Below are 25,444 nucleotides of genomic sequence, written 5' to 3'. Positions count from 1 at the left end.
TCGTCGTACCCGGCGGATAGGGTCGGGCCGTGACCGAACCCGCGCAGCTCACCCACGTCGACCCGGCCGGCGCGGCCCGGATGGTCGACGTCTCCGCCAAGCCGGTCTCGGGCCGGCTCGCGGTCGCCGCCGGCCGGCTCCGCACCACCGCCGAGGTGGTCGAGCTGCTGCGGCGCGACGGCCTGCCCAAGGGCGACGCGCTGGCCGTCGGCCGGCTCGCCGGCATCATGGGCGCCAAGCGCACGCCCGACCTGATCCCGCTCTGCCACCCGATCGCGCTGCACGGCGTCACCGTCGACCTCGACCTGACCGCCGACACGGTCGAGATCACCGCCACCGCGAAGACCGCCGACCGGACGGGCGTCGAGATGGAGGCGCTGACCGCGGTGGCGGTCGCCGGCCTCGCTCTCATCGACATGGTGAAGGCGGTCGACCCGGCCGCCTCGGTGGAGGCCGTCCGGGTGCTCCGCAAGGAGGGCGGCAAGACCGGCGAATGGGTCCGGCCGGAGGACCGGCCGTGATCCGGGCCCGGGTGATCGTGGCCTCCAACCGGGCCGCCGCCGGGGTGTACGAGGACACCAGCGGCCCGCTGCTCGTGACCGGCCTGCGGGAGCTGGGCTGCGAGGTCGACCCGCCGGTGGTGGTGCCGGACGGCGATCCGGTCGGTGAGGCGCTGCTCGCCGCCCGCGAGGAACGTGTGGACGTGGTGCTGACCAGCGGTGGCACGGGCATCACCCCGACCGATCGCACGCCCGACGTGACCCGTGCGCTGCTCGACTACGAGATCCCCGGCATCGCCGAGGCGATCCGCGCGTACAGCCGCGACACCGTGCCGACCGCGGCGCTGTCCCGCGGGCTGGCCGGGGTGACCGGCCGGACGCTCGTGGTCAACCTGCCCGGCTCGCGGGGCGGCGCCCGCGACGGCCTTGCGGTGCTCGGGCCGATCCTGCGGCACGCGGTCGACCAGCTTCGCGGCGGCGACCACTGAACCCGCGGGCCACGTGCCCCGGCGCTAGGCTCGCCGGATGAGCACGGAAACCGAAGCCGCCGCGGCCGAGGCGGGCACGCCACCACCGGCCGGGTGGGAGGAGGCCCGCTCCCGGGTGTACGCGGTGGGCCTGTCCGCCGCGCTCCCCGCCGTCGCCCGCCCGCTGGCCGAGGCCGACGGGCACACCCTCGCCGAGCCGTTGACGACGCGTACCGACCTGCCGGCGTTCCCCACCTCCAGCGTGGACGGCTGGGCGGTGCGGGGCCCGGGGCCGTGGCGGGTGGTGGGCCGGGTGCTCGCCGGGCACACCGCCGCGCCGCTGGAGACCGACGGCAGCACTGTCGAGATCGCCACCGGCGCGATGGTTCCCGAGGGCACGACGGCGATCCTGCGGATCGAGGAGTCGGCCCGCACGGTGGACGGCCTGGTGACCGGCACGCCCCGCCCGGCGCCGGAGTGGCGGGAGCCGGGCGAGGAGGCGTACCTCGGGGAGGAGCTGTTGCCCGCCGGCACGCCGGTGGATCCGGCGGTGCTCGGCCTGGCCGCCTCCTGCGGGCACGACACGTTGCGGGTCCGCCGGCCACCCCGGGCCGCGCTGCTGGTCTTCGGCGACGAGCTGCTCACCTCGGGTCCGCCCGGCGCGGGGCGGGTCCGCGACGCGCTCGGCCCGTCGGTGCCCGCCTGGCTGCGCCGTTACGGCTGCCAGGTGCGTACGGCCGACGTGGTCGGCCCGGTCGCCGACACGCTGCCCGCGCACGTGGCGGCGGTGCGGGGCGCGCTCGCCAACGCCGACCTGGTCTGCACCACCGGCGGCACCATGCACGGGCCGGTCGACCACCTGCACCCGACGCTGGAGGCGCTCGGCGCCGACTACGTGGTCAACACGGTGGCGGTGCGCCCGGGCTTCCCGATGCTGCTGGCCCGGCTGGTGGGCGACGACGGGCGGGTGCGGTTCGTGGCCGGTCTGCCGGGCAACCCGCAGTCCGCGGTGGTGGCGCTCGTGTCGCTCGTCGCGCCGCTGCTCGCCGGTCTCACCGGCCGGCCGATGCCGGTGCTGCCGCACGTGACGCTGGCCGAGCCGATTCCGGGGCGCGGCGACTACACCCATCTGGCGCTGGCCCGCTGGGACCGGGTCGCCGGCACGGCGTACCCGGTGCGGCACGTCGGGTCGGCGATGCTGCGCGGTCTCGCGGGCGCGGATGGTTTCGCGGTGATCCGGCCCGGTGCCAGCGGCGCGGCCGGCGACCGGGTGCCGCTGGTGCCGCTGCCGCTGACCCCCGGGGAGCGTGCCGGGTGAGCGCGACGAACGAGCCGACGGGAGACGTCGTGACGGTGCGGGCAGGCGTGGTGCTCGGCGCGGTGACCGACCGGCCGCTCGACTTGGCCGCGCACGAGGCGGCGGTCGCCGACCGCCGGGCCGGCGCGGTGGTCTTCTTCCAGGGCGTGGTCCGCGACCACGACCACGGGCGGGGGGTCACCCGGCTGGAGTACGAGGGCCACCCCACCGCCGAGGCGGTGCTGCGTGAGGTGGCGGCCGAGATCGCCGCCGACCCGGCGGTGTACGCGGTCGCGGTGTCGCACCGGATCGGCCCGCTGGAGATCGGCGACGTGGCGCTGGCGGCGGCGGTCAGCACCGCCCACCGGGCGGCGGCGTTCGCCGCGTGCGCGCGGCTGGTCGACGAGGTGAAGGCGCGGCTGCCGATCTGGAAGCGGCAGGTCTTCGACGACGGCACCGAGGAATGGGTGAACTGCCCCTGAGTGCTCAGCGCCGGCCGGCGAGCGCGGCCGCGCGGCTGAACCGGTCGTGGTAGAACGCGGGCTCGGCTCCCGGACGCCACGGCAGCGCCGCCACCAGCACGATCAGCGCGATGGCCAGGGAGTTCTCCATCAGCGCGCCGAACAGGCCGTCCTGGTAGTGGGACACCTCGGGGAGTTGGTGCTCGTACGGCCAGATCGGTGAGATCAGGAACAGCAGGTAGAGCCCGAGCGCGCCGACGCCGTGGCGGAGCCCGGTCAACGTCGGGTACCAGATCGGCGGGCGCAGCGCCGGCACACCGTTGGCCGAGGGGCCGCTGCCGCGCAGGGGCAGGCCACGGCTGGCGTCGCGGCGGCGTACCGCGGCGTCGGCCAGCACGATGATCGCCGGGATGACCCAGATCAGGTGGTGCGACCAGGAGATCGGGCTGATCACGTTGGCGGTGAGCCCGACGAGTGTGAACGCGGTCAGCTCGTCGCCGTCGGCGCGGGCGCTGATCGCGCGGGACAGGCCCAGCGCCAGGAGCAGCACCGAGAAGGCGAGCCAGAGCAGGCCGGGCGTCTCGATCGAGTCGTAGAGCCGCGCCAGCAGCCCGGCGAGCGACTGGTTTGCGGTCATGTCCGCCGCGCCGACCCGCTCGGTCTGCCACAGCACGCTCGTGAAGTAGGCGCGGGACTCCTCACCGACCAGGCCGAACGTCGCGATGGTCACGCCGATCGTGGTGCCGACGGCGGTGAGCGCGGCCCGCCACTGCCGGGTCAGCATCAGGTACGCGACGAACAACGCCGGGGTTAGCTTGACGGCTGTGGCGAGCCCGATGCCGACGCCCGCCCACGCGCCGCTGTAGACGAAGCGGGCCAGCGGCGAGTCGGCGGTCTCGTGGTGGGTGCCCCGCTTGGCGCGCCAGCGCAGGCCCACCATGTCGGCCATGACGAGCGCGAACAGCAGCAGGTTGACCTGGCCGTAGCCGAGCGTCTCCCGGGACGGCTCGATGGCCACCGCGAGCGGGGTGGCGATGCCGACGGTGAACCAGAGCGGCCAGCCGAGCCGGTCCACGATGGGGCGCAGCAGCGCCGCCAGGACGACCGCGAGCGCGGCGATGCTGGCCAGGGCGTTGACGAAGCCGGCGCCGTCGACGGGCAGCCAGGACATCGGGAGCATGACCACACCGGCGAACGGTGGATAGGTGAAGCCCAGTGTCGTCGACGGCGCGACGAAGTCGTACAGCTCGTTTCCGCTGGCCCACCACACCACCGCGCCGTGGTAGATCTTCATGTCGAAGAAGTTGTACGGCCGTCCGAAGGCGCCGATGGCCAGCCACGCGGCGTACGACACGGCGGCCACGATCCCGAGGCGCACGACGGTCCGGCGGTCGACGCGGGAGGTCGGGGCGAGGCGGTTGGTCCGTCTACCGACTGACGTCGGCATGGCGTGGCCACCCCCGTACCAAGGTCGTCGTACCCGTCCAGGTCCAGAACGGAGCCTAGAACGGCGCCTCACGTTGCTGCCTCCCGCGTTACGCGACCGTGTCCGATCCCACACGTGTTTGCGACATTTCCACCGCGTTAACGGGTCTCGGACGGTTCAGGTGATTGGTGGCCTTGCGGGGGGTGGTGGCCGTACGAAAGGGGTGTCAACCAGGGATTCGGCGGGCGGCCGCCGCGGAGCGTACGGCGATCTTCGCATCGCGGCGGGCGGTGCGGACCGCGCGCGTGACCGACCGGCGCGAGTGGTCGATCCGGTGGCCGGCGCGCCAGCGCAGCCCCGGCTTGCCCTCGGTGTCGGCGGCGGCGAGGAGGAGGCCACCGAGCAGGCCGAGGTTCTTCAGGAAGTGGACCTGGTTGTTGTTGCGCGCCGCCGGGTCGTCGTTGTTCCAGAAGGCGTGACCGGCGGCGGTGGTCGGGATCAGCGAACCGGCGAGCACCAGCGCGGCCGGACGGGTGAACCGGCCGGTGGCCAGCATCAGACCGCCGACGAGCTGGGTGGCGGCGTTGGCCCGGATGAGCGACACGGTGTCGGTGGGGATGCGCGGGTGCACGTTGCGGATCAGCGGGGCGACCTTCCCGGTGACCGGCTCCGCGGCCTGCACCAGGCGTTCCGGGTTGCGCAGGTTGCGGGCGCCGCTGACCACGAAGATGCCGCTCAACATGACTCGGGCGAGGGAGCGCACGGGCTTCATGGCTCAGTCTTACCCCGTCGGGGGCGTCGTCATCCCCGCAACACACGAAAGGTATCGGCCGACGTGGACGTCCGGACGGTATCGATTTCAGCGACCGTCGCGGATGGACCGGTCGCGTTCGGTAAGGTCGCGCGGGTGACGACGCTGCGACTACGCCCGGAGGGCCCCGCCGACGAGCCGGCGGTGGCCCGGGTGCTGGCCGCCGCCTTCGCCCGGCCCGACGTGGCCACCCCGCCGGAGGTCGGCCTGGTCGAGGAGCTGCGGCACAGCCCGGCGTGGATTCCCGAGCTGGCCATGGTCGCCGAGTACGGCGGCGAGGTGGTGGCGTACGCGCTGCTCACGCGCGTCGGCGTACGCACCGACGACGGCCGCGTGTGGCCGGCGCTGGCGCTGGGCCCGGTGGCTGTGGCACGGCACCGGCAGCGGCTCGGTCACGGCACGGCGGCGGTGCAGGCGGCGCTCGACGCCGCGACCGAGCTGGGCGAACGGCTGGTGGTGGTGCTGGGCGACCCGGCGTACTACCGGCGGTTCGGGTTCGGCCCGGCGGACCGGCTGGGCCTGACCAGCCCGTGGTCCGGGCTGGGCGAGCCGTGGCAGGCGCTGGTGCTGCCGCCGTCGGCGAGCGAGGAACCGCCACCGCCGTCCGGCGAGGTGGTCTTCCCACCACCGTGGTCGCGGGTCTGAGCGGTCGCGGCCGTCACGCGGGCTGGGTGCGCAGGTAGCGGCCGAAGTGCGGGACGGTGAACGCCACGGTCCCCCGCTCGCCGGAGTAGATCAGCCCCTTCTTGATCAGCGCGTCGCGGGCCGGGGAGAGGCTGGCCGGCTTGCGGCCGAGCGCGCGGGCGATCTCGGCGGTCGGCACCGCGGCGTCCATGTCGTCGCGGCTGCCCTCCTCGCCGTCCACCAGCGCCAGCGTCGCCATGGCGCGCATGTACTCGCGTTCGGCCGGGGTGGCCCGCTCGAACCGGGAGCCGAAGAACCCCACCGCCAGTTCCGCCTCCGCCTCGGGCGCGGCGACCCGGACGTCCGCCGCGGTGATCGGCGAGCGGGGCGCGTGGTCCCAGGTGGCCTTGCCGTACGCCTGGACGAAGTAGGGGTAGCCGCCGGACTTCTCGTAGAGCAGGTCGAGGGCCTTCTGCTCGTACTCGACCTCCTCCCGCTCGGCCGGCGCGCAGAGCGCCTGGTCGGCGGCGATCCGGTCGAGCCGGTCGATGCGCTGGTAGCGGTAGAGCCGCTCGGAGTAGGACTTGGCGGCGCTGAGCACCGCGGGCAGGTGCGGCAGTCCCGCGCCCACCACGATGAGAGGCGCGCCGAGCTGGGACAGCTCGTGGCAGGCGGCGCAGAGCGCGGAGACGTCCTCGGCGCCGACGTCCTGCATCTCGTCGATGAAGATCGCGATGCCGGTGCCGACGTCGGTGGCGACCGCTGCCGCGTCGCTGAGCAGTTCGACCAGGTCGATCTCGATGTCGCCGGAGTCGGCGCGTCCGCTGCTCGCGGGCACGTCGATGCCGGGCTGCCAGCGGTCGCGCAGCTTGGGCGCCGCGCCGCCGCGCCCGGTGGGGGCGGAGCGTTGCGCGAAGGCCTTGAGTACGCCGAGGAAGGCGTCGATCCGGTCCGGGGCGCGGTGCCGGGGCGCGAGTTCGCGGACCGCCATGTGCAGCGCGGCGGCGATCGGGCGGCGCAGCGACTGGTCCGGCCGCGCCTCGATCTTGCCGGTGCCCCAGAGGTGGTTGATCGCCTCGGACCGCAGCGTGTTGAGCAGGACGGTCTTGCCGACGCCGCGCAGCCCGGTGAGCATCAGGCTGCGTTCGGGCCGGCCACGCGCGATGCGTTCCAGCACCACGTCGAACACGTCCAGTTCCCGCCCCCGCCCGGCGAGTTCGGGCGGGCGCTGGCCGGCGCCCGGCGCGTACGGGTTGCGGACCGGATCCACGAATCGCACAGTATCGGCTTCTCTAGCGGCCAGGCTAGACGTGCGTAGATGCAGCTACCGCGTGTCGGTCTCGACATAAAACTAGGGCTGTCTAGCGTGGAAGCTAGACAGCCCTAGTTTTGGTTACCGACGAGCCGGGGCGTCAGTGGCGCGTCAGCGGCGCTTCAGGCAGAGCACGAAGTCGAGCGTGTCCAGCTCACTGTCGAAGAAGTACCAGTCGGTGTACCCGTCGACCTTCCCGCACTTCGCCTCCGCGTCCTTCTTGCCGCTCGTCGCGCCGTCGATGCGCCGCAGCACCTCGTACGTCTTCGGGGCGCAGTCGGCGATCACCAGCTTCGGCTGACCGCCGCCACCCTCGTTGGCGACGCACTGGCCCGCCTTCACGAAACGCGGATCGGTCGAGGAGGCCGGCGCGGGCGCGGTCGGCGTGGCCTCCGCCGGATCGCTCGGCGCCGCCTCGGTCGGATCAGCGGCCGGCGCGGTGGCCGCCGTCGTCCCGGCGGTCGGGCTCTCCTCGTCCCGGCCGAGCATCCAGTACGCCCCGGCGCCGCCGAGCAGCAGCACCGCCAGCACGACCACCACCACCAGCAGCGGGCCCTTGCCGCGCTTCGGCGGCGTCGGCTCGGCGTACTGCGGCTCCCCGCCGTACTGCGGCCCGGCGTAGGGGTCGGCCGGGTGACCCTGCCGCGGTGGGCCGGGGGACCACGCCGGCGCCGGCTCGTAGCGCTGCGTCGGCGGGCCGTACTGATCGGCCGGCGGGCCGTACCGGTCGGCGGGCCCGTACTGCTGGGTCGGCGGCCCGTACTGATCGGCCGGCGGGCCGTACGGTTGCGCGCCCGGCGGGCCGTACTGCGGGTCGTGACGCGGATCGGGCTGCGCGGCGTAGCGGGGATCGGGCTGCGGGGCGTAGCCGTCGTCGGGCCGTCCCCAGGGGTCGGGGGAGCCGCCGCCCGGTGGACCGAAGTTCGACATGAACGCCTCCTGCGTACGCCAGTGCTGAGAGGCCGGCCACCAACTGGGGACGCCGACGCCGTGGTCACCGTAGCGTGGACCCTCGATGAGCTCACGCCCCACGAGTGCGACGAACGCTGTCGATTCCGCGACGCCGCCGACACGCACCGCCCTGATCTGGACCGCACTCGTGCTGGTCTACCTGCTCTGGGGCTCGACGTACCTGGGCATCCGGGTCGCCGTCGAGTCCCTGCCGCCGCTCATCTCCGCGGCGATGCGGTTCGCCGGCGCGGCCGTGGTGCTCGCCGTGGTGCTGCGCCTGCGGCGCGGCCCCGGCGCGCTGCGGGTGCCCGTGCGCCGCGTCGGCTCCGCCGCGCTGATCGGCGTGCTGCTGCTCGCCGGCGGAAACGGACTGGTGGTGCTCGCCGAGTCGGGTCCGGCCGGCACCGCGGTTCCCTCGGGCGTGGCCGCGCTGCTGGTGGCCACCGTGCCGCTGCTGGTGGTGGTGCTGCGGACCGTGGGCGGGGACCGGCCCCCGCCGTGGACGTTCCTCGGGGTGGCGCTCGGTTTCGCCGGCCTCGTCGTGCTGGTGCTGCCCCGCGACGGCGTGGACGGCGTGCCGGTGGCCGGCGCGCTCACTGTGGTCGCGGCCGCCACCAGCTGGTCGGTCGGCTCGTACCTGTCCGGGCGGATCCGGATGCCCGCCGACCCGTTCGTGGCCACCGTCTACGAGATGCTGGCCGGCGCGGCGGTGCTCGCGCTCGTCGGCGTCGCCCGTGGCGAGCTGCGCGGCTTCAGCTTCGCCGAGGTGACCGGGCGGTCCTGGGCGGCGCTGGCGTACCTGATGGTGGCCGGTTCGCTCGTCGCCTTCACCGCGTACGTCTGGCTGCTCGCGCACGCGCCGATTTCCCTGGTCTCCACGTACGCGTACGTGAACCCGGTGGTCGCGGTGGCGCTCGGCGCGTTGTTCGTCGCCGAGCCGATCACCTCGCAGGTGCTGCTGGGCGGTGCGATCATCGTGGTCGGCGTGGCGGTGGTGGTGAGCACCGAGCGACCCCGCCGGTCCCCGCCACCAGCCGTTGACGGGGCAGCCGGGGAACCCGCCGGGCGGTAGCGTCCCGCCCGTGTCGGCGCTGCTGGTGACAGGGGCCGCGCTGGTGGGCGCGTCGGCCGGGTGGGTGGCCGTACCGGTCGGCCGGTCGTTCGTCACAGTTCCCGCCGGCGACGCTCCGCGCCGGGGCGCGTTCGCGCTGGCCGGCGCCGTGGCGTTCGGCGGGCTCGCCGCCACCCGGGCCGCCGACCCGGCGCTGCCCGCGCTGCTGCTGGTCGCCGCCGTCGGGCTGGCGCTCGCGGTCACCGACGTGACAGCGCTGCGGCTGCCCGACCCGCTCGTCGGCATGGTCGCGCTCGGCGGCGGGCTCGGCCTCACCGCTGCCACGGCGGCGACCGGCGAACCGCGCCGCCTGGCCGTCGCGGCGGCCGGGGCGGCGCTCTCCTTCCTCGGGTACGCGCTGCTGGCGCTGCTGCCCCGGGCCCGGCTCGGCTTCGGCGACGTGAAGCTCGCCGCCGCGCTCGGGTTGCCGCTGGGCTGGCTCGGCTGGCCGGCGCTGCGCCTCGGGCTGCTCCTGCCGCACGTGCTCGCCGGAGTTGCCGTGCTCGTCCTGCTCGCCGCCGGCCGGGTACGCCGGGACACGCCGGTGCCGTTCGGCCCGGCGCTGCTCGGCGGCGCGTGGCTCGCCGCCGTCCTCAGCTGAGGCGTGCCCGGTCAGATCAGCCGGAGCTGGTGGTCCTTCGGGCGGCGGGGCTCGGTCGCGTCCAGGCGCTCGAACAACGCCGGGTCGATCACGTCGAGGAACGGCGACGGGCGGGTGTCGCGTTCCGCGCCGTGCCGGGCACGGCGGCCCGCGTGGCTGACGTAGAGCCGGTCCTGCGCCCGGGTCAGCCCGACGAAGAACAGCCGCCGCTCCTCGGCCACCGCGTCGTCGTCCGGCTCGCTTCCGGGCCAGCGCAGCGGCAGCAGCCCGTCCTCGGCCCCGACCAGGAACACCACCGGGAACTCCAGGCCCTTCGCGGCGTGCAGCGTCAGCAGCGTGACCGCCTCGGCGCGCGGGTCCAGCGCGTCCACCTCCGCGCCGGTGGCGAGCTGGTTGAGGAACAGTTCCAGGTCGTCGTCGCAGCGCCGGGCCAGCGGGGTGAGCAGGTCCACCGCCGTGCGGACGTCCTCGGGGCGTACCGCGCCGGAGCCGTCGAGCGTCGGCACCGCGAAGCGCTCGGCCAGGATCTGCCCGGCCTGGCGTACCCGGGCGGGGAGCGAACCGTCCAGACCGGCGTGGCGCAGCTCGCGGGCGATGGCCGGCACGCCGGGACGGTCCCGCAGCCGGTCGTGCGAGCGCTTCTGCACCGGGATGTTCGCCCGGGCCAGCGCGTCCACGATCGGCGCGGCCTGCGCGTCCGTGCGGTACAGCACCGCGATGTCGGAGAAGGACAGCGACGTGGTCCGCCCGTCGATCCGCCCCGAGTCCAGCGAGCGGTGGGACAGGCCACCGACCAGCTCGTCCACGGTACGGACCACGAAGTCGGCCTCGTCGTACGGCGAAGCCGCCGCGTACCGGCCGACCAGAGGCGCCTCCGGGTCGAGCCGGGCCGGGTCGAGGCGACGGCCCCGCACCAGCGACGACGGCGCGATGGCCTGCACCGCGGCGGCCAGGATCGGCGCCGAGGAGCGGTAGTTGCGGTTCAGCCGGACCAGCCGCGCGTCGGTGAAGTCCTGCGAGAAGCGCAGGAAGTAGCCCACGTCGGCGCCCCGGAACGAGTAGATCGCCTGGTCCGGGTCACCGATCGCGCAGAGGTTCCCGTCCGGCGGGCTGAGCAGCCGCAGCAGGTCGTACTGCACCGCGTCGACGTCCTGGTACTCGTCGACGAAGATCCACTTCCACCGCTCGCGGTACTCGCGGACCAGCTTCCGGTCCCCCTTGAGCAGCGACACCGGCAGCGTCAGCAGCTCGTCCAGGTCGACCAGGTCCCGCTTGCGCAGCAACGCCGCGTACCGCTCGTCGTCGTCACCGGCCTCCGCGCGCGCCGCCGCCCGGTCCGCGTCGTCGGCGATCCGGAAGTCCGCCGGCAGCCCCGCCGCCGCCGCGTTCTCCCGCAGCACGGTCAGGCCCAGCGAGTGGAACGTGCCCACAGTGACGTCCTCGGCGACCGGGCCGAGCAGCCCGTCCAGCCGGTGCCGCAGCTCCTCGGCCGCCCGCCGGGTGAACGTGATCGCCAGGCACTGATCGGGGAAGACGTTCAACTCCGCGCACAGGTACGCGATCCGGTGGGTGAGCGTGCGGGTCTTCCCGGTGCCCGGACCGGCCACGATCAGCAGCGGACCACCGGGCGCGGACGCGGCCACCCGCTGCATCGCGTCCAGCCGGTCCAGCAGGCCGGTGCCGACCTCCTCCATCCCGGCGAGCATCGGCTCGAACGGCTCGTGCGGGGACGGCGGCGTCGCGATCGGAGGCGCGGGCGGCGGCGTCCGCTTCGGCTCCGGCCGGACCGCCGCCGGGCGCTTGGCCTTCGGTTTCGGCGCCGGCTCCGCGGGCCTCCGCTGCGCGGGCACCGGTACGTCGAACAGCGTCTCCTGCCCCGCCCCGGCACCCGGGCCGCCCAGTTCCGCCGGGTCGAACAGCGTGATCACGCCGTACTCCCCGTCGTAGCCCGGCACCCGGCGCACGTCGCCGCGGCGCAGCCGGCCGATGCCCTCCGCGAGCAGCTCGCCGCCGACCCGGCCGATCTCCTCCACCGGGGTACGGGTCAGGATCTCCAGCTCCGGGCCGAGCGCGGCGACCAGCTCGTTGAGCTTGCCCTCGACCTTCTTCGACCGCGCGCCGACCCGGTTCAGCTCGCCCAGGATCTCGGCCAGCGGCACCAGGTGGGTCACCTCGCGCGCGTGCGCCGGACGGTGCCCCTCCGGCCGGTCCGCCAGCTCCTCCACCCGGCTGAGTACGCCCACGGTGAGCGGCTTGCCGCACTCCGGGCAGCGTCCGCCCGCCTCACGGGTCCGCTGCGGCGGCCAGTTCACCCCGCACAACCGGTGCCCGTCGGCGTGGTACTTGCCCTCCTCCGGGAAGAACTCGACAGTTCCGGCGAGCCCGTCCCCGGTGCGCAGCGCCTCGCGGATCGCGAAGTAGTCACGGGCGGCGGTGAGGACCGTGGCCTCCCGGGCCAGAGCCGGCGGTGAGTGCGCGTCCGAGTTGGACACCAACTGATAGCGGTCCAGGCTGCCGACCCGCCAGTTCATCTCCGGGTCGGACGACAGGCCGGTCTCCACCGCGAAGATGTGCTCGGCCAGATCCGCGTAGCAGTCGGCGATCGCGTCGAAGCCCGACTTCGAGCCGAGCGCGGAGAACCACGGCGTCCAGATGTGTGCCGGCACCAGATAGCCGTCCGGACTCGCCTCCAGCGTGATCTCCAGCAGGTCGCGGGAGTCCAGCCCGAGGATCGGCCGCCCGTCCGAGCCGAGGTTGCCGATCCGGCCCAGCGCCGTGTTGAACCGGGCCACCGCGTCCAGGTCCGGCAGGTAGATCAGGTGGTGCACCTTCCGGGTGCGGTCGTCGCGCTTGTAGATCGTGGAGATCTCCACGCTCAGCATGAACCGGACCGGGTCCGCCTCCGCCTCACTGGCGAGCCGGGGCGGCAGCCGCCGGGCGACGTCCCGCTCCGCCTCGGGCGCGAGGCGGTACAGGCCCGGCTCGGCCGGGTGCAGCGTCTCGCGCAGGTGGTCGTACCAGGCGGGATGGGTGAAGTCGCCGGTGCCGAGCACGCCGATGCCCTTGCGCCGGGCCCACCAGGCCAGGTTCGGCAGGGTCAGGTCGCGGCTGCACGCACGCGAGTACTTCGAGTGGATGTGCAGGTCCGCCACGTACGGCGGGAGGCCACCGGAGGGTGCGGCGCTGAACGGAGGCACGCCGCATCCTGTCACGTCCGGTCCCCCGCCCGCCCGCCGCCACGCGAACGGGTGACCTGAGCAATGCGGTGCTGGACTCGGCGGCGGGTGCGCGCTATGGGGCGCGCAGCTCCACGAGCGTCACCTGGGGAGGCGCGCCCACCCGCACCGGCGGACCCCAGAAACCGGCGCCGTTCGTGACGTAGACCTTCGTGCCGTCGATCTCGCCGAGACCGGAGACCACCGGCTGTTCGAGCTTCACCGCCAGGTTGAACGGCACCATCTGGCCGCCGTGCGTGTGCCCGGAGAGCTGGAGGTCGACGCCGAACTTCGCCGCCTCCTGCGCGGCCACCGGCTGGTGCGCCAGCAGCACGACCGGCCGACTCGGGTCACGGTCGCCGAGCGCGGCGGCGTAGTCGGCGGGCGCGGCCACCCCGGTGCCGGCGGCGCTCACGTCGTTCACACCGGCCAGGTCCAGCACGCCGCCCCGGGCCTGGATCTCCTGCCGCTCGTTCTGCAGCACGCGCAGGCCGAGCCGGTCCACTTCGCGGACCCACTCCTCCACGCCGGAGTAGTACTCGTGGTTGCCGGTGACGAAGAAGCTGCCGTAGCGGGACCGCAGGTCACGCAGCGGTTCGGCGGCCTCCCCCAGCTCGGCCACCGTGCCGTCGACCAGGTCACCGACCACGGCGACCAGGTCGGCGTCCATCCGGTTGATCATCGCGACGATCCGCTCGGTGTGCGCCCGGCCGCGCAGCGGCCCGAGGTGGATGTCGGAGACGGTGGCGATGCGCAGCCCGTCCATGCTCCGGGGCAGCTTGGCCAGCGGGATCTGCACCCGGTCGAGCTGCGGCGGACCGATGGCGGTGCGGACGCCGTACCCGGTGACGCCGGCGGCGGTGAGCCCGGCGAAGATCGCCGCCCCGCGCGCGAGCAGCAGCCGCCGGGAGGGGTCGTGGTCCGGCGCGAGGGCGCCGGCCGGCGGCGCGCCGGCGCTGTCGACCGGCGGTGGCGTCGCACCCTCCGCCGTCGCCGCGCCCACGAGTACGGGCTCGGGCTCCGGGCCGGTGGCGACCACCGAGCGGGCGCGGCGGCGCAGCACCAGCCGGGCCACTGCGGTCGGCACTTCGAGCACCAGCAGGATCACCAGCAGGTAGAACATGAGCGCGACCCAGAGGTAGCCGGGCCAGGCCAGCCAGTACCAGCCGTTGCGGGTGCCCGCCAGAGTCACCGGTACGAGCACCGCCAGCGCCGCGATCGCCACCCCGCCGACCCGGCGCCACCGCCCCGGGCGCGTGGTGTCCCGGACCAGCCGCTTCCACAGGTAGAAGTGGATCAGGCCGATCACGAGCACGACGAAGCCCAGGAATGTCGCCATGGCCAGCACGTGTGCCCCCCTCAGCCGCCCGCGAAGGGCGGCAGCACGTCCACCGTCACCCCGGCCGGCAACAGCGCCCGTCGATCATGACAGGCCACGCCGTCGACCAGGAAACTCGCCGCCTTCAGCACCACCGCGAGGCGTTCGCCGTGGCGGGCGGCCAGGTCATCGAGGAGTTCGTCCAGGGACCGGCCGGCGGATGCGGTCTCCTCGGAGAGTCCGGCCGCCGCGCGGGCGCCGGCGAAGTAGCGGACGGTCAGCTCCACCCTCAGCCTCCGATCGCCGACATCGAACGCGCGGGCTGGAGGAACGTCGGATCGTCGATGCCGTGACCGGCCCGCTTGGCCCACATCGCGGCGCGCCAGCGCCGGGCCAGCTCCTCGTCGTCCGCGCCGTCGCGCAACGCGCCGCGCAGGTCCGACTCCTCCGTGGCGAACAGGCAGTTGCGCACCTGGCCGTCGGCGGTGAGCCGGGTGCGGTCGCAGTCGCCGCAGAACGGCCGGGTCACGCTGGCGATCACCCCGACCCGGGCCGGCCCGCCGTCCACCAGCCACGTCTCGGCCGGTGCCGCGCCCCGCGCGGAAGGGTCCGGCGTCAACGCGAACGCGGCCTTCAGGGAGGCCAGGATCTCGTCGGCGGTGACCATGGTCGAGCGGTCCCAGCCGTGCTGCGCGTCGAGCGGCATCTGCTCGATGAACCGCAGCTCGTAGCCGTGCGCGAGCGCGAACCGGAGCAGCGCGGGCGCCTCGTCGTCGTTCGTGCCCCGCATGAGCACCGAGTTGACCTTCACCGGGGTCAGCCCGGCTTCGGCGGCCCCGGCCAGCCCGGCGAGCACGTCGGCGAGCCGGTCGCGGCGGGTCAGCGCGGTGAACCGGTCGCGGTCCAGCGTGTCGAGCGAGACGTTGACGCGGTCCAGCCCGGCGTCGCGCAGCGCCGACGCCATGCGGGCCAGGCCGATGCCGTTCGTGGTCAGCGAGATGCGCGGCCGGGGCGTGAGCGCGGCGACCGCCGCCACGATGCCGGGCAGGCCGGGCCGGATGAGCGGCTCACCGCCGGTGAAGCGCACCTCGGTGATGCCGAGCCGGGTCACCGCGACACCCACCAGCCGGACGATCTCGTCGTCGGTGAGCAGCTGCGGACCGGACAGCCAGGGCAGGCCCTCGGCCGGCATGCAGTAGGTGCAGCGCAGGTTGCACTTGTCGGTCAGCGAGACCCGCAGGTCCCGGGCGACGCGGCCGTACCGGTCGGCGAGGACGCCGTCGGTCGTCGTCCGGGGGGCGCTCATCCGTCGACCGTAGCGCGGTCGAGGCCCCGGAGGGCGGCCCGGGCGGTGGCGGCCACCGCGTCCGCGTACGCCGCGCCGAAGATCGCGGTGTGCACGAGCAGCAGGTGCAGCTGATGCAGCGGCACCCGTTCCCGCCAGCCGTCGGCCAGCGGCCACGCCTCCCGGTAGGCGGCCAGGACGCGGTCCAGGTGAGGCGGGCCGCCGAAGAGGGCGAGCTGCGCCAGGTCGGTCTCGCGGTGCCCACCGTGCGCGGCCGGGTCGACCAGCCAGACCCGGTCGTCGGCGCCCCAGAGCAGGTTGCCGGGCCAGAGATCGCCGTGCACCCGGGCCGGCGGCTCGTCACCGCCGAACTCGCCGATCCGGGCGACGACCTGCTCGACCAGCGCCGCCCCGGAACCGTCGAGCGCGCCGCCGTCGACCGAACTGCGTAGGTAGGGCAGAAGGCGGCGCCGGGCGAACCAGTCCGGCCAGGGACCGGGATCGGGCGTGTTGTCCTGCGGCAGCGCACCGATGAACCCGGCCCAGTCCGCGCCGAACGCGGGCGCCCCGGCCCGGTGCAGCCCGGCCAGGTCACGCCCGAACGCCTCCGCGGCCTCCGGCGTCGGCTCGCCCGGCTCCACCCAGTCGAGCGCGAGCAGATCGGGCAACGCCACGATCACCTCCGGCACCGGCACCGAACCCGCCTCGCGCAGCCAGCGCAGCCCGGCCGCCTCGGAGGCGAAGAAGCCCTCCGGCAGTGGACGCGCCGCCCGCTCCGGCCACGTCTTGGCGAACACCGAGTGCCCGTCGTCCAGCGTGAGCCGGGAAGCGGCGCAGATGTCGCCGCCGGAGACCGGGGTCTCCCGGATCCGCTGGTGGGTCAGGAAGGTCGGCAGGTGCTCCGGGTGTGCCCGCAGGTACGCCAGGTCCATGAGCGCAAGGTAGCGGGTACCCCGGACAACCGTGGGGCAAGCGACGCCACGGATCGCCGCTGACCTGGACCGATACGCTCCGTATCTGTGGACGGACCGCGTGTCGTCCACAGGGGCGGACGCGGTGGCACTCCACCGCCCACGCTCCCGGCATGAACTCCACCGAGCAACCCCGCCTCTCCGTCCGCACGCCCGCCGACATGGTCACGGCCGTGCCCTACCTGCTCGGCTTCCACCCGGCCGACAGCGTCGTGGTGGTCGCGGTACGCGGCCGGCGCGTCGTCTTCGCCGCCCGGGGAGACCTGCCCGCGCCCGGCGCCGACCCCGGCCCGGCGGCCCGGCACCTGGCACACGTGGTGGCCCGGCAGGACGCCGACGCCGCCACACTCGTCGGCTACGGTCCGGCCGCCCGGGTGACCGGTGCCGTGGACGCGATCGGCGACGCGCTGACCGCTGCCGGCCTGGTCGTGCTCGACGCCCTGCGGGTCACCGACGGCCGCTGGTGGTCGTACCTGTGCGCCGAGCCGTCCTGCTGCCCGCCCGAGGGCACCCCGTACGACCCGGCCGCCAGCCAGGTCAGCGCCGCGGCCGTGTTCGCCGGCCAGGTCGCCCTGCCCGACCGGGCCGCGCTGGCCGCGCAGGTGTCCCCGCTCGACGGGCCGGTACGCCTCGCCATGCGCCGGGCCACCGGCCGGGCCCGTCTGCGCCTGGCCGCGCTCACCGGCGGGACGCCCGCGCAGTCCGGCCGGGGCCCGGAGGCCGGCAGTTCCGTGCCGGGGGACGGTGATGTGCGGGCCGACGGTGGAGGTCCGGAGGATTCACCACGCGCGGTGCGGAGCGCGGGCACGGCGGCGGTGCGGGCCGCGTTCCGCAGGCAGCGGCGTGGCGAGCGGCTCGACGACGACGAGGTGGCCTGGCTGACCGTCCTGCTCACCCACATCCCGGTACGCGATCACGCCTGGTCCCGGACCGACGGCCGGGACGCCGACATCAGCCTCTGGACCGACGTGACGCGGCGTGCCGAGCCGGACCTGATCGCCGCGCCGGGCTGCCTGCTCGCGTTCTCCGCCTGGCGCTCCGGACACGGGGCGCTGGCGGCTGTCGCCCTGGAACGGGTGCTGTCCGCCCACCCCGGCTATTCGCTCGCGCTGCTGCTCGACGAGGCGCTTCGGCGCGGGGTGGCCCCGTCCGAGCTGGACGGCTGGCCCGGTTCCGACGGAGGCCCGGTGCTGCGCCGTCGCCGTCGCCGTCCACGGCGCTGAGCCGTCAGCCGCCGATCCGGGCCGCCCCGGTGTAGACGTTCATGGTCGGCCCGCGCAGGAAGCCGACAAGCGTCATCCCGGCCTCCTCGGCCAGCTCGACGGCGAGCGTGCTGGGCGCGGACACCGCGGCGAGCAGCGGCACGCCCGCCATCCACGCCTTCTGGGTGAGTTCGAAACTGGCCCGCCCGGAGACCAGCAGCACGTGCCCGGCCAGCGGCAACCGCCCCTCCCGGGCGGCCCAGCCGATCACCTTGTCCACCGCGTTGTGCCGCCCGACGTCCTCCCGCAGCACCACCATCTCCCCGTCGGCGGTGAAGAGGCCGGCCGCGTGCAGGCCGCCGGTGCGGTCGAAGGCGCGCTGCGCGGCCCGCAGCCGGTCCGGCAGCGCGGCCAGCAACTCGGCGGTGACCACCAGCGGGTCGTCCCGCACGGCGAACCGCGAACGGGTACGCACCGACTCGATGCTCGCCTTGCCGCACACGCCGCACGAACTGGTGGTGTAGAAGTTGCGCGACGGATCGGTGACCGGCTCCGGAACACCGGGGGTGAGCGCCACGTCGACCACGTTGTAGGTGTTCGGGGTCTCCGCGCCGGCGCAGAGCTGTGCGGTGTGCACGTCCTCGGCCGACCGGATCAGTCCTTCGGTGAGCAGGAAGCCGATCGCCAGGTCCAGATCGTCGCCGGGCGTACGCATAGTCACCGCGAGCGGCCGACGCCGACCCGGCCCGGCCGCGCCCACGCGGATCTCCAGTGGCTCCTCCGCGGCCAGGGTGTCCTGGCGGCGGATCCGGCCCCGGCCCTCGCCCGTCGCGTCGAGGTCGATCCGCAGCACGCTCCGCCGGTCTGTCGCCCGTCCCATCCCGCCATCCTCCCCGGCCCCTCCACTGCCCGCACCCCACCCCACTCGTTCACGTGCCCCCGCCGGCCCAGCCGATCATGATCGACACCAGATCGCCGAAGTGGCGGTATCGGACGGCCCCGGATGCCGCCACTTCGGCGAGATGGAGTTGATCAACGTCGGAAAACCGCCAGCGAAGCCGGGCACGGGCCCGGGCCTCGTGCCCGAGCCGGGATTCGACGGTCGTGGCCGTGGATAGGGTGAGGCGGTGACGGGGTACGCGGCGGTGGTCCTTGCCGGTGGCGCGGCCCGGCGGATGGGCGGCGTCGACAAACCGGCCCGTCCGGTCGGCGGCCGGCCGATGCTGCACCGGGTACTGGCCGCGGTTGCCGACGCGGACCAGCGGATCGTGGTCGGCCCGTCCGTTCCGCTGCCCGACGGCGTCCGGACGACACGTGAGGAGCCACCCGGGGGTGGGCCGGTGGCCGCCATTGCGGCCGGGCTGGCGCTGCTCGACCCGGGTACGACAACAGTCGCCCTGCTCGCCGCCGATCTCCCGCTGCTCACCGCCGCCGCCGTGACCGAGCTGCGGCACGCGCTCGACACCCCGGCCGCCGAGCGGGGACGCGACCTGGCCGCCGAGCGGGAACACGACCTGGCCGCCGAGCGGGAACACGATTGGGCCGCCGAGCGGGAACGCGAACCGGCCGCTGATCGGGAACTCGACCGCGCTACCGAGCGGGCATCAGCGCTCCCCCCGCGCGGACCGACCGTCGCCCTCGCCTGTTACGTGGACGGCGACGGCCGCCGCCAGCAGCTCTGCGCGGTGTGGCGGTTACCGGCCCTGCGGGCCGCCCTCGACCGGCTCGCCGCGACGCGGGGCGGCACCCTCGACGGGGCGCCGGTACGCGGACTGCTGACCGGTGTCGCCGTACGCGAGGTGTCGTGGTCCGGCTCGGGTCCTCCGCCCTGGTTCGACTGCGACACTGACGAGGACGTACGCCGGGCGGAGGAGTGGTCGAGATGACGGTGCTGGACGACTGGGTCACGGCGGTCTGCGCCGAGCTGGAGCTGGACCCGGCCGGGGTGCCGGTGCCGACAGTGCTGGACGTGGCCCGGGACGTGGCGCATCAGGTGGTCCGGCCGGGGGCGCCGGTCACCGCGTACCTGTTGGGGGTGGCGGTGGGGCGCGGGGCGGACCCGGCGGCGGCGGCCGAGCGGCTCAGCGCGCTGGCCGGCTCGTGGCCGGTGGATCTGGGTGGGTCCACGCCCGCGGAATAGCGCCTTGCGCGTGATTCGGTGGCCGCCGCGCGTGGGTAGGGTGGCGGGGACGGACGGAGGCGATCATGACGGCAGACCACCCCTCGGCGCCGGTCGACAAGCCTGCCGGCAGCGCGCCGGAACACCACGCCACCGGCAGCGCGCCGGAGCATCACGAGTCGATCCTGCTCGACGAGCCGACCACCGCTGATCTTCGGGCCAAGGTCACCGAGGCCTGGCGTGAGTTCGCGCGGGCGCTCGCCGAGCGGCTACGCGCACTGCCCGCCGGTGGTCACCTGGAGGTGACACTCGATCCGACCGCCTCCGGCACCGGGGACGCCGTCTACTCGGTGAGCGTGGACGCGGGCGAGGAGGGTCGCCTCTCGGCCCGGGCGGTCGGCAACGCCACGCTGCCCCAGGGCTACCGGTTGGACCGGGCGGCGGTGGCCGACATGGTGGCGCTCGGCTGGTCGCCGCCGGGCGTGGTGCCGGGTTCCGGTGAGCAGTTCGGGCTGGACTGCGGCACCGACGAGGCGACCCGGCTGGCCGCTGTGCTGTCCCGGACGCTGCGTGACGTCTACGGCGCCCCGCATCCCGCCTTCCTCGTCTACCTGGTGCACGACACCGAGGGTGAGCCGTTGCCGGTGGAGCCGCTCGGTACGGCCCGCAGCGAGTTCGGCCCGGACCGCGACGTCGAGGCCGACCTGGACGAGGCGTTGGCCGCGGCGGCGGCCGCGCAGTCCGGCGAGAACGACGTGCTGGCCCTGGAGGAGCGGGTCCGCACCGTCGTGTCGACCATGCTGAAGTCCGCGTCCGACCAGCTTCAGGTCGACTCCGACGGTGACATCAACATCCGGGCCGGCTCGGCGATGGTGTTCGTCCGGGTGCGCGACAACCCGCCGCTCGTGGACGTCTTCTCGCCGGTGCTGACCGAGGTCGAGCCGACCGAGCGCCTGTACGTGAAGCTGTCCGAGTTGACCAACCGGATGCCGATCGGGCGGCTCTACTGCGCCGACGACACGGTGTGGGCCTCGATTCCGGTGTTCGGCCGCAACTTCCAGCCCACCCACCTGATGCTCGCGGTGCAGGTGATGACCGGTCTCGCGGACGAGCTGGACGACCGTCTGCACGGCGAGTTCGGCGGCAAGCGCTTCTTCGGCGAGGGGGACAAGCCGGCGCGGGCCGAGGAGCACCGCACCGGCATGTACCTCTGAGCCGGGTCAGCGCACGTCGAGCAGGGTCTTGCCGACGGTCTGCCGGGCTTCGATCGCGGCGTGCGCGTCGGCGGCCCGTTCCAGCGGGAAGCGCTGCCCGATCTGCGGTCGCAGCCGGCCGGCGGCACCCTCGGCGAGCGCCGCCTCGGTGAGGGCGCGCAGTTCGTCCGGGCCGGGCCGTGGGCTCAGCAGCGTGACGCCGCGTGCGGTGGCCGCCTCGGCCGGGATGTCCGCCCAGGCGCCGCCGGCGAGCCCGAAGCTGAGCATCCGCCCGCCCGGGTCGAGCAGGTCGAACGCCTCCCGGGCGAGCGGTCCGCCCACGCCGTCGAACACCACGTCGACCGCGCCGACGGCGTCCCGGACCCGGCCGGTCCAGCCGGGCTGCCGGTAGTCGACTGCCAGGTCGAGGCCGGCCGCGCGGAGCCCGGCCACCTTCGCCGGGCCGCCGGCGGCGGCCACCACCGTCGCCCCGGACGCCGCCGCCAACTGCGTGAGCAGCGACCCGACGCCGCCGGCCGCCGCCTCCACCAGGACCCGGTCGCCGCGCCGCAGCCCGGCCGCCCGGGCCAGCATCAGGGCGGTCCGGCCGTCGGCCATCAGCGCCACCGCCGCGTCCAGGGCCAACCCCGGGGGTACGGGGACAGGGGCGCTCCGGTCGACCACGACGCGCTCGGCGTACCCGCCGGTGCCGCCGGTGGCGGTGACCACGACGCGCCCGGCGAGCGCCGGATCGACGCCGGGTCCGAGTTCGGTGATCGTCCCGCCGACGCCGTTGCCGGGGATCAGTGGCAGTTCGGCGTCGAACGGCCCGAAGCCGGTGGCCCGGAACATCGTCTCGACGAACGTGATGTTCGCGTGTGCCACGTCGACGAGCACCTGGCCCGGTCCGGGTGCCGGATCGGGTGCCGTCCCGGGCACGAGCACCTCCGGTCCGCCGAACTCCCGCAGCCACACCGCACGCATACCGCCCCCTCGCTTCGAGCCGGTCACCAGTGCACGACATGAAGCGAGGTTGAGGTCAAGGCGTGGACGGTCCGACGCCGGGGGACTCGACCAGCCGGGAGAGCACGATGGTGCTGCGGGACGAGGTGACGAACGATTCGGCGCGCAGCCGCTCCAGCGCCTCCTCCAGGTGCGAGATGTCCGCGGCGCGCAGGTGCACGAGCGCGTCGGCCTCGCCGGAGACGGTGTACGCGCCGACCACTTCGGGGTGCCGTCGGGCGGCGGCGCCGATCTGTGCCGGGGTGGTCCGGCCGGCGCAGAACAGCTCGACGAACGCCTCGGTGGTCCAGCCGACAGCGGCCGGGTCGACGACGGCGGTGAATCCCCGGATCACCCCGGCGGACCGGAGTCGGTCGACCCGTCGCTTGACGGCGGGGGCGGAGAGTGACACCCGGGTGCCGATGTCCGCGTACGAGGCGCGGGCGTCAGCCACGAGCAACGCAATGATTCGCTGGTCTACCGCGTCTATCTGCAACGTTCTGCTCCCGGGAAGCAATGCTTGTGGCTGTTACCAAAGTTGTACCGTACCTACTCTTGGTGACCGTGAACCAGCAGCGAGTCTCGCGAAAGCGGACATATCTCATGTGCTCGCCCGAGCACTTCACGGTCGAGTACGCGATCAACCCGTGGATGGACGTGACCACGGCGGTCGACGCCGACCTGGCGGTCAAGCAGTGGGACCGGCTGCGGGAGACGCTCGTCGGGCTCGGCCACGACGTGCACCTGCTCACGCCCGAGGCGGGGCTGCCGGACATGGTCTACGCGGCGAACGGCGCGTTCGTGGTCGACGGCACCGTCTACGGCGCCCGGTTCAAGCACGAGCAGCGGACCGCCGAGGCCGCCGCGCACCGGGCGTTCTACGAGGAGCAGGGCTGGCGGTTCATCGCCCCGAACGAGACCAACGAGGGCGAGGGCGACTTCGCGTACCTGCCGGAGGCCCACGGCGGCCTGATCCTCGCCGGGCACGGCTTCCGGACCGAACCGGCCGCGCACGCCGAGGCGCAGGAGGCGCTCGGCCGCCCGGTGGTCTCGCTGCGCCTGATCGACCCGCGCTTCTACCACCTGGACGTGGCGCTCGCCTCGATCGACGACGAGAACATCGTCTACTACCCGGGCGCCTTCTCCGCCGCCAGCCAGAAGGTGCTGGCCCAGCTGTTCCCGGACGCGATCGTCGCCGACGACGAGGACGCGCTGGCGTTCGGCCTGAACCTGGTCAGCGACGGGCTCAACGTGGTGCTGAACAACGAGGCGACGCGGCTGGCCGGCAAGTTGAAGGCGGCCGGCTACCACCCGGTCCCGGTGGAGCTGTCCGAGCTGAAGAAGGGCGGTGGCAGCGTGAAGTGCTGCATCGCCGAACTGCGGCACTGAGCCACGCCTCGGCGCGAAGGGCGGCCTCCCGGTGGGGAGACCGCCCTTCGTCGCGTACGGGGGCCGGTCAGCCGAGCGTGGCCAGCTCGTTGATCACGATGTTGGACAGCAGCCGGCCGTCGGTCTGCACCCGGCGCAGGTACCACTTCTGCTGCGGGGTACGGGTCTGGTTGAACTGCCAGGGGCCGCGCGGGCTGTCCACCTGGCCGACCTTGCCGAGTGCCAGGTTGACCTGCTGCGGGGACGGGTTCGCCCCGGCCAGCCGGATCGCCTTGTCCAGCACCAGCGCGGCGTCGTAGGAGGCCATCGCGTACGTGGTCGGCGCGGAGTTGAACGTCTTCCGGTACGCCGAGGCGAAGATCCGGTTCGCGGTGTTGTTGAGATCGGCCGAGTAGTTGAGCGCGGTCTCGATGCCGTTCGCCTCGATCAGCTTGCGGTCGCGGCCCTTCTCACCGTCGTCGAGCTGGTCCAGCGCGGTGCCCTCGGTGAGGAACCCGGGGGCGTAGATCGGCCCCCGGTAGCCCAGGGCGTAGAGCTGCTTGACGAACTGGACGGCCTGGGCGCCCGAGTAGTGGCAGAAGACCGCGTCCGGCTTCCGCTCCAGCGCCTTGCGGATCGGCCCGGCGTAGAGATTCCGCGAGGGGTTGTCGGAGTCGTCGGTGTAGATCGGGTCCTCGGTGAGCCGGCGACCCCGCTCGTACGCGCGCCGCAGCCCTTCGACGACGTCCTGGCTGCCCTGGCCGCGGGTGCCGAAGATGGCGATGCGGCTCGACGCGTCGAGCTTCTGGCGCAGGTACTCTCCGAGCGCCTCGCCCGGCTCGGTCAGCACGTACGACGTGCGCCAGATGTAGACGACGCCCTGCAGCGTCGAGGGGGAGGCGTTGGAGCCGATCAGCGGCACCCGGGCCTGCTCGACCGAGTCCTTGATGCCGGTCATCACGGTGGGGTTGACCACGCCGGTGAGCGCGAGCACGCCCTCCTTGATCAGCCGCTCCACGGCGGCCTTGCCGCTGGCGGCGGTGGAGCCCTCCTCGGCCGGCACCAGCGTGACCGGATGGCCGGCGATCTGCTGGCCGCGCAGGCGGAGGTAGAGCTGGAAGCCGTTGGTGATCTCGTCGCCGATGGCCTTGTTCGCCCCGCTGCCGGGCACGATCAGCCCGATCTTGATCGGGCTGCCGGATCCGGCCTGCTCCCCGGTGTCGTCCTCCCCGGAGCCGCAACCCGCCGCCAGTCCGGTGGTGCCCAGCGCGGCCAGCAGTTGCAGAGCCCGCCTGCGGTTCATCTGTGCCACCGATTTCCTTCCCGACGGGGTGGCCATGGTGCACACCCCTTCGGCGTTCTACCTGGTCGGCGACGCTGCGTCAATGCCCGGAAGATCATCGTGAAGCGACCGCAACGCCTGTGTCACCCGGGGCCAGGCAGCCGCCTCCGGGTCGATCAGCCCGAAATGCTCGCATTCAGGCAGCTCAATCAAGGTGGAAGTGCCGCCGGCAGCCCGGTCGCCGGCCACCCAGGATCGGCTGATCGAGGTGGGAACCTGAAGATCCTGCTCGCCATGCACGACTACGGTCCGTGTTCGCATGGGTACGAAATTCGACGGATCCGCGTCCGCGTACCGGTCCGGCACGTCCTCCGGGGAGCCGCCGAGCAGCGCGGCCACCGCCCCGCCGTCCAGGTCCAGCCGGTACGCCTGCGCGAGGTCGGCCACCGGGGCCAGCGCGACCACCCCGGCGACCGTCTCCGGGGCGCGCGCGGCCACGTACAGGGCCAGGTGCCCGCCCGCGGAATGGCCGATCAGGATCGGCGGTACGGGGGCCACCCGGCCGGGCAGCGCGGCGGCGGCCAGACCGGGCAGGGCGGCGACCCCGGTGCGGACGTCGGTGAGCGTGTGCGGCCAGCCGCCGCCGGGCTGGCCGGTCCGGCGGTACTCGATCTGCGCGACCGGGTGGCCGAGCGCGGCCAGCGCCGCCGCCATCGGGCCGGTGTGGGCCCTGTCGTACTCGGCCCGCCAGAAACCGCCGTGCACCACGACCACGAGCGGCCGGGCCGGCCCGTCGCCGGCGGGCCGGCGCAGGTCGGCGAGCTGGTCCGGGTGGTCGCCGTAGGCGACTGTGGCGTCCGGCGGCGGAGACGGGCGGGTCAGCACCTCGCGTGGGTCGGAGAGCATGCGGCGACGGTAGCTCCCTCCG

At 74.2% G+C, this 25,444-nt stretch carries 26 protein-coding genes; 12 read left to right on the top strand and 14 right to left on the bottom strand.

Annotated features, from left to right (window positions below; translation table 11 throughout):
* The first annotated feature begins 29 nt into the window (after positions 1–29).
* From moaC to HA073_RS16220, 4 genes are read left to right on the top strand one after another with little or no spacing between them, the layout of a single operon-like run.
* Positions 30–521, top strand: coding sequence for a cyclic pyranopterin monophosphate synthase MoaC (moaC, locus tag HA073_RS16235; protein WP_043327705.1), 492 nt, complete (start codon positions 30–32; stop codon positions 519–521).
* Positions 494–988, top strand: a complete 495-nt coding sequence (locus HA073_RS16230) for a molybdenum cofactor biosynthesis protein B (RefSeq protein WP_205797536.1) — start codon at positions 494–496, stop codon at positions 986–988. The genes moaC and HA073_RS16230 overlap by 28 nt, the downstream gene beginning before the upstream one ends.
* A 37-nt stretch (positions 989–1,025) precedes the next feature.
* Complete coding sequence (locus HA073_RS16225; RefSeq protein ID WP_166456790.1) at positions 1,026–2,285, top strand: molybdopterin molybdotransferase MoeA; 1,260 nt, start codon at positions 1,026–1,028, stop codon at positions 2,283–2,285.
* Between the two features lie 35 nt (positions 2,286–2,320).
* Positions 2,321–2,746: a molybdenum cofactor biosynthesis protein MoaE gene (locus HA073_RS16220; RefSeq protein ID WP_309228036.1), complete on the top strand. Its 426-nt coding sequence runs from the start codon at positions 2,321–2,323 to the stop codon at positions 2,744–2,746.
* A gap of 4 nt (positions 2,747–2,750) precedes the next feature.
* On the opposite strand, the gene HA073_RS16215 is transcribed toward HA073_RS16220, so the two are convergent.
* Positions 2,751–4,172, bottom strand: a complete 1,422-nt coding sequence (locus HA073_RS16215; RefSeq protein WP_043327708.1) for a glycosyltransferase 87 family protein — start codon at positions 4,170–4,172, stop codon at positions 2,751–2,753.
* Positions 4,173–4,377: 205 nt separating this feature from the next.
* A complete protein-coding gene (locus tag HA073_RS16210) occupies positions 4,378–4,923 on the bottom strand; it encodes a DoxX family protein (protein WP_030499461.1) in 546 nt (181 codons plus the stop codon).
* A 135-nt stretch (positions 4,924–5,058) separates the two neighbouring features.
* Between HA073_RS16210 and HA073_RS16205 the strand changes: the two genes are divergently transcribed.
* The gene (locus tag HA073_RS16205) at positions 5,059–5,607 is read left to right on the top strand and encodes a GNAT family N-acetyltransferase (RefSeq protein ID WP_043330817.1); all 549 of its coding nucleotides are present in this window, start codon (positions 5,059–5,061) and stop codon (positions 5,605–5,607) included.
* A 13-nt stretch (positions 5,608–5,620) separates the two neighbouring features.
* Here HA073_RS16205 and HA073_RS16200 read toward each other — a convergent pair whose 3' ends face one another.
* Both HA073_RS16200 and HA073_RS16195 read right to left on the bottom strand, forming a co-directional pair.
* Positions 5,621–6,856, bottom strand: coding sequence for an ATP-binding protein (locus tag HA073_RS16200; RefSeq protein ID WP_030499459.1), 1,236 nt, complete (start codon positions 6,854–6,856; stop codon positions 5,621–5,623).
* 153 nt (positions 6,857–7,009) lie between these two features.
* Complete coding sequence (locus HA073_RS16195) at positions 7,010–7,828, bottom strand: flagellar basal body protein FliL (RefSeq protein WP_166456788.1); 819 nt, start codon at positions 7,826–7,828, stop codon at positions 7,010–7,012.
* An 85-nt stretch (positions 7,829–7,913) separates the two neighbouring features.
* Between HA073_RS16195 and HA073_RS16190 the strand changes: the two genes are divergently transcribed.
* Both HA073_RS16190 and HA073_RS16185 read left to right on the top strand, forming a co-directional pair.
* Positions 7,914–8,921: an EamA family transporter gene (locus HA073_RS16190; RefSeq protein ID WP_240925801.1), complete on the top strand. Its 1,008-nt coding sequence runs from the start codon at positions 7,914–7,916 to the stop codon at positions 8,919–8,921.
* Between the two features lie 10 nt (positions 8,922–8,931).
* Positions 8,932–9,561 (top strand): A24 family peptidase, encoded by a 630-nt coding sequence (locus tag HA073_RS16185; RefSeq protein WP_166456787.1) that lies wholly within the window; start codon positions 8,932–8,934, stop codon positions 9,559–9,561.
* A gap of 11 nt (positions 9,562–9,572) precedes the next feature.
* Here the strand turns inward: HA073_RS16185 and HA073_RS16180 are convergent, their stop codons facing one another.
* The 5 genes from HA073_RS16180 to HA073_RS16160 form a co-directional block, all read right to left on the bottom strand.
* Positions 9,573–12,758 (bottom strand): UvrD-helicase domain-containing protein, encoded by a 3,186-nt coding sequence (locus HA073_RS16180; protein ID WP_166456786.1) that lies wholly within the window; start codon positions 12,756–12,758, stop codon positions 9,573–9,575.
* 94 nt (positions 12,759–12,852) lie between these two features.
* A complete protein-coding gene (locus HA073_RS16175; RefSeq protein ID WP_205797534.1) occupies positions 12,853–14,115 on the bottom strand; it encodes a metallophosphoesterase in 1,263 nt (420 codons plus the stop codon).
* Between the two features lie 20 nt (positions 14,116–14,135).
* Complete coding sequence (locus tag HA073_RS16170; RefSeq protein ID WP_043327712.1) at positions 14,136–14,381, bottom strand: MoaD/ThiS family protein; 246 nt, start codon at positions 14,379–14,381, stop codon at positions 14,136–14,138.
* Between the two features lie 2 nt (positions 14,382–14,383).
* Complete coding sequence (moaA, locus tag HA073_RS16165) at positions 14,384–15,400, bottom strand: GTP 3',8-cyclase MoaA (protein ID WP_166456785.1); 1,017 nt, start codon at positions 15,398–15,400, stop codon at positions 14,384–14,386.
* The gene (locus HA073_RS16160; RefSeq protein ID WP_166456784.1) at positions 15,397–16,311 is read right to left on the bottom strand and encodes a fructosamine kinase family protein; all 915 of its coding nucleotides are present in this window, start codon (positions 16,309–16,311) and stop codon (positions 15,397–15,399) included. Before HA073_RS16160 ends, moaA begins: the two co-directional genes overlap by 4 nt.
* Before the next feature lie 152 nt (positions 16,312–16,463).
* On the opposite strand from HA073_RS16160, the gene HA073_RS16155 reads away from it, so the two are divergent.
* Complete coding sequence (locus HA073_RS16155) at positions 16,464–17,573, top strand: DUF4192 domain-containing protein (RefSeq protein WP_166456783.1); 1,110 nt, start codon at positions 16,464–16,466, stop codon at positions 17,571–17,573.
* 4 nt (positions 17,574–17,577) lie between these two features.
* Here HA073_RS16155 and fdhD read toward each other — a convergent pair whose 3' ends face one another.
* Entirely contained in the window at positions 17,578–18,432 is an 855-nt protein-coding gene (gene fdhD, locus HA073_RS16150) for a formate dehydrogenase accessory sulfurtransferase FdhD (protein ID WP_043327716.1), read from the bottom strand.
* Positions 18,433–18,679: 247 nt separating this feature from the next.
* On the opposite strand from fdhD, the gene HA073_RS16145 reads away from it, so the two are divergent.
* The 3 genes from HA073_RS16145 to HA073_RS16135 all read left to right on the top strand — a co-directional run bounded on the left by HA073_RS16145 (position 18,680) and on the right by HA073_RS16135 (position 20,885).
* On the top strand, positions 18,680–19,438 hold the full coding sequence (locus tag HA073_RS16145; protein WP_166456782.1) for a molybdenum cofactor guanylyltransferase: 759 nt from the start codon (positions 18,680–18,682) through the stop codon (positions 19,436–19,438).
* Positions 19,435–19,692, top strand: a complete 258-nt coding sequence (locus HA073_RS16140; protein ID WP_166456781.1) for a DUF6457 domain-containing protein — start codon at positions 19,435–19,437, stop codon at positions 19,690–19,692. Before HA073_RS16145 ends, HA073_RS16140 begins: the two co-directional genes overlap by 4 nt.
* 65 nt (positions 19,693–19,757) lie before the next feature.
* On the top strand, positions 19,758–20,885 hold the full coding sequence (locus tag HA073_RS16135; protein ID WP_104115651.1) for a hypothetical protein: 1,128 nt from the start codon (positions 19,758–19,760) through the stop codon (positions 20,883–20,885).
* 6 nt (positions 20,886–20,891) lie between these two features.
* Here the strand turns inward: HA073_RS16135 and HA073_RS16130 are convergent, their stop codons facing one another.
* The gene (locus tag HA073_RS16130; RefSeq protein WP_069089579.1) at positions 20,892–21,848 is read right to left on the bottom strand and encodes a zinc-binding dehydrogenase; all 957 of its coding nucleotides are present in this window, start codon (positions 21,846–21,848) and stop codon (positions 20,892–20,894) included.
* Positions 21,849–21,903: 55 nt separating this feature from the next.
* Positions 21,904–22,362 (bottom strand): Lrp/AsnC family transcriptional regulator, encoded by a 459-nt coding sequence (locus tag HA073_RS16125; RefSeq protein WP_030499444.1) that lies wholly within the window; start codon positions 22,360–22,362, stop codon positions 21,904–21,906.
* Between the two features lie 59 nt (positions 22,363–22,421).
* Between HA073_RS16125 and ddaH the strand changes: the two genes are divergently transcribed.
* Positions 22,422–23,255: a dimethylargininase gene (gene ddaH, locus HA073_RS16120; protein ID WP_176722883.1), complete on the top strand. Its 834-nt coding sequence runs from the start codon at positions 22,422–22,424 to the stop codon at positions 23,253–23,255.
* Positions 23,256–23,322: 67 nt separating this feature from the next.
* On the opposite strand, the gene HA073_RS16115 is transcribed toward ddaH, so the two are convergent.
* Both HA073_RS16115 and HA073_RS16110 read right to left on the bottom strand, forming a co-directional pair.
* Entirely contained in the window at positions 23,323–24,546 is a 1,224-nt protein-coding gene (locus HA073_RS16115; RefSeq protein ID WP_166456780.1) for an ABC transporter substrate-binding protein, read from the bottom strand.
* 48 nt (positions 24,547–24,594) lie between these two features.
* A complete protein-coding gene (locus HA073_RS16110) occupies positions 24,595–25,422 on the bottom strand; it encodes a S9 family peptidase (RefSeq protein ID WP_166456779.1) in 828 nt (275 codons plus the stop codon).
* Positions 25,423–25,444: the final 22 nt, after the last annotated feature.

Origin of the sequence: Micromonospora sp. CMU55-4, from assembly GCF_011602315.1 — a bacterium.
Classification (GTDB): Bacteria; Actinomycetota; Actinomycetes; order Mycobacteriales; family Micromonosporaceae; genus Micromonospora; species Micromonospora chalcea.
Note: the sequence above shows the minus strand (reverse complement) of the source record. Positions and strands in the feature narration are given on the sequence as shown.

Excerpts from the sequence above, each read along its gene's own strand:
- HA073_RS16230 (WP_205797536.1), top strand. The coding sequence starts at position 494 with ATGGGTCCGGCCGGAGGACCGGCCGTGATCCGGGCCCGGGTGATCGTG.
- HA073_RS16225 (WP_166456790.1), top strand. The coding sequence starts at position 1,026 with ATGAGCACGGAAACCGAAGCCGCCGCGGCCGAGGCGGGCACGCCACCA.
- HA073_RS16215 (WP_043327708.1), bottom strand. The coding sequence starts at position 4,172 with ATGCCGACGTCAGTCGGTAGACGGACCAACCGCCTCGCCCCGACCTCC.
- HA073_RS16210 (WP_030499461.1), bottom strand. The coding sequence starts at position 4,923 with ATGAAGCCCGTGCGCTCCCTCGCCCGAGTCATGTTGAGCGGCATCTTC.
- HA073_RS16195 (WP_166456788.1), bottom strand. The coding sequence starts at position 7,828 with ATGTCGAACTTCGGTCCACCGGGCGGCGGCTCCCCCGACCCCTGGGGA.
- HA073_RS16190 (WP_240925801.1), top strand. The coding sequence starts at position 7,914 with ATGAGCTCACGCCCCACGAGTGCGACGAACGCTGTCGATTCCGCGACG.
- HA073_RS16175 (WP_205797534.1), bottom strand. The coding sequence starts at position 14,115 with ATGGCGACATTCCTGGGCTTCGTCGTGCTCGTGATCGGCCTGATCCAC.
- moaA (WP_166456785.1), bottom strand. The coding sequence starts at position 15,400 with ATGAGCGCCCCCCGGACGACGACCGACGGCGTCCTCGCCGACCGGTAC.
- HA073_RS16160 (WP_166456784.1), bottom strand. The coding sequence starts at position 16,311 with ATGGACCTGGCGTACCTGCGGGCACACCCGGAGCACCTGCCGACCTTC.
- HA073_RS16155 (WP_166456783.1), top strand. The coding sequence starts at position 16,464 with ATGAACTCCACCGAGCAACCCCGCCTCTCCGTCCGCACGCCCGCCGAC.
- fdhD (WP_043327716.1), bottom strand. The coding sequence starts at position 18,432 with ATGGGACGGGCGACAGACCGGCGGAGCGTGCTGCGGATCGACCTCGAC.
- HA073_RS16140 (WP_166456781.1), top strand. The coding sequence starts at position 19,435 with ATGACGGTGCTGGACGACTGGGTCACGGCGGTCTGCGCCGAGCTGGAG.
- HA073_RS16135 (WP_104115651.1), top strand. The coding sequence starts at position 19,758 with ATGACGGCAGACCACCCCTCGGCGCCGGTCGACAAGCCTGCCGGCAGC.
- HA073_RS16130 (WP_069089579.1), bottom strand. The coding sequence starts at position 21,848 with ATGCGTGCGGTGTGGCTGCGGGAGTTCGGCGGACCGGAGGTGCTCGTG.
- HA073_RS16110 (WP_166456779.1), bottom strand. The coding sequence starts at position 25,422 with ATGCTCTCCGACCCACGCGAGGTGCTGACCCGCCCGTCTCCGCCGCCG.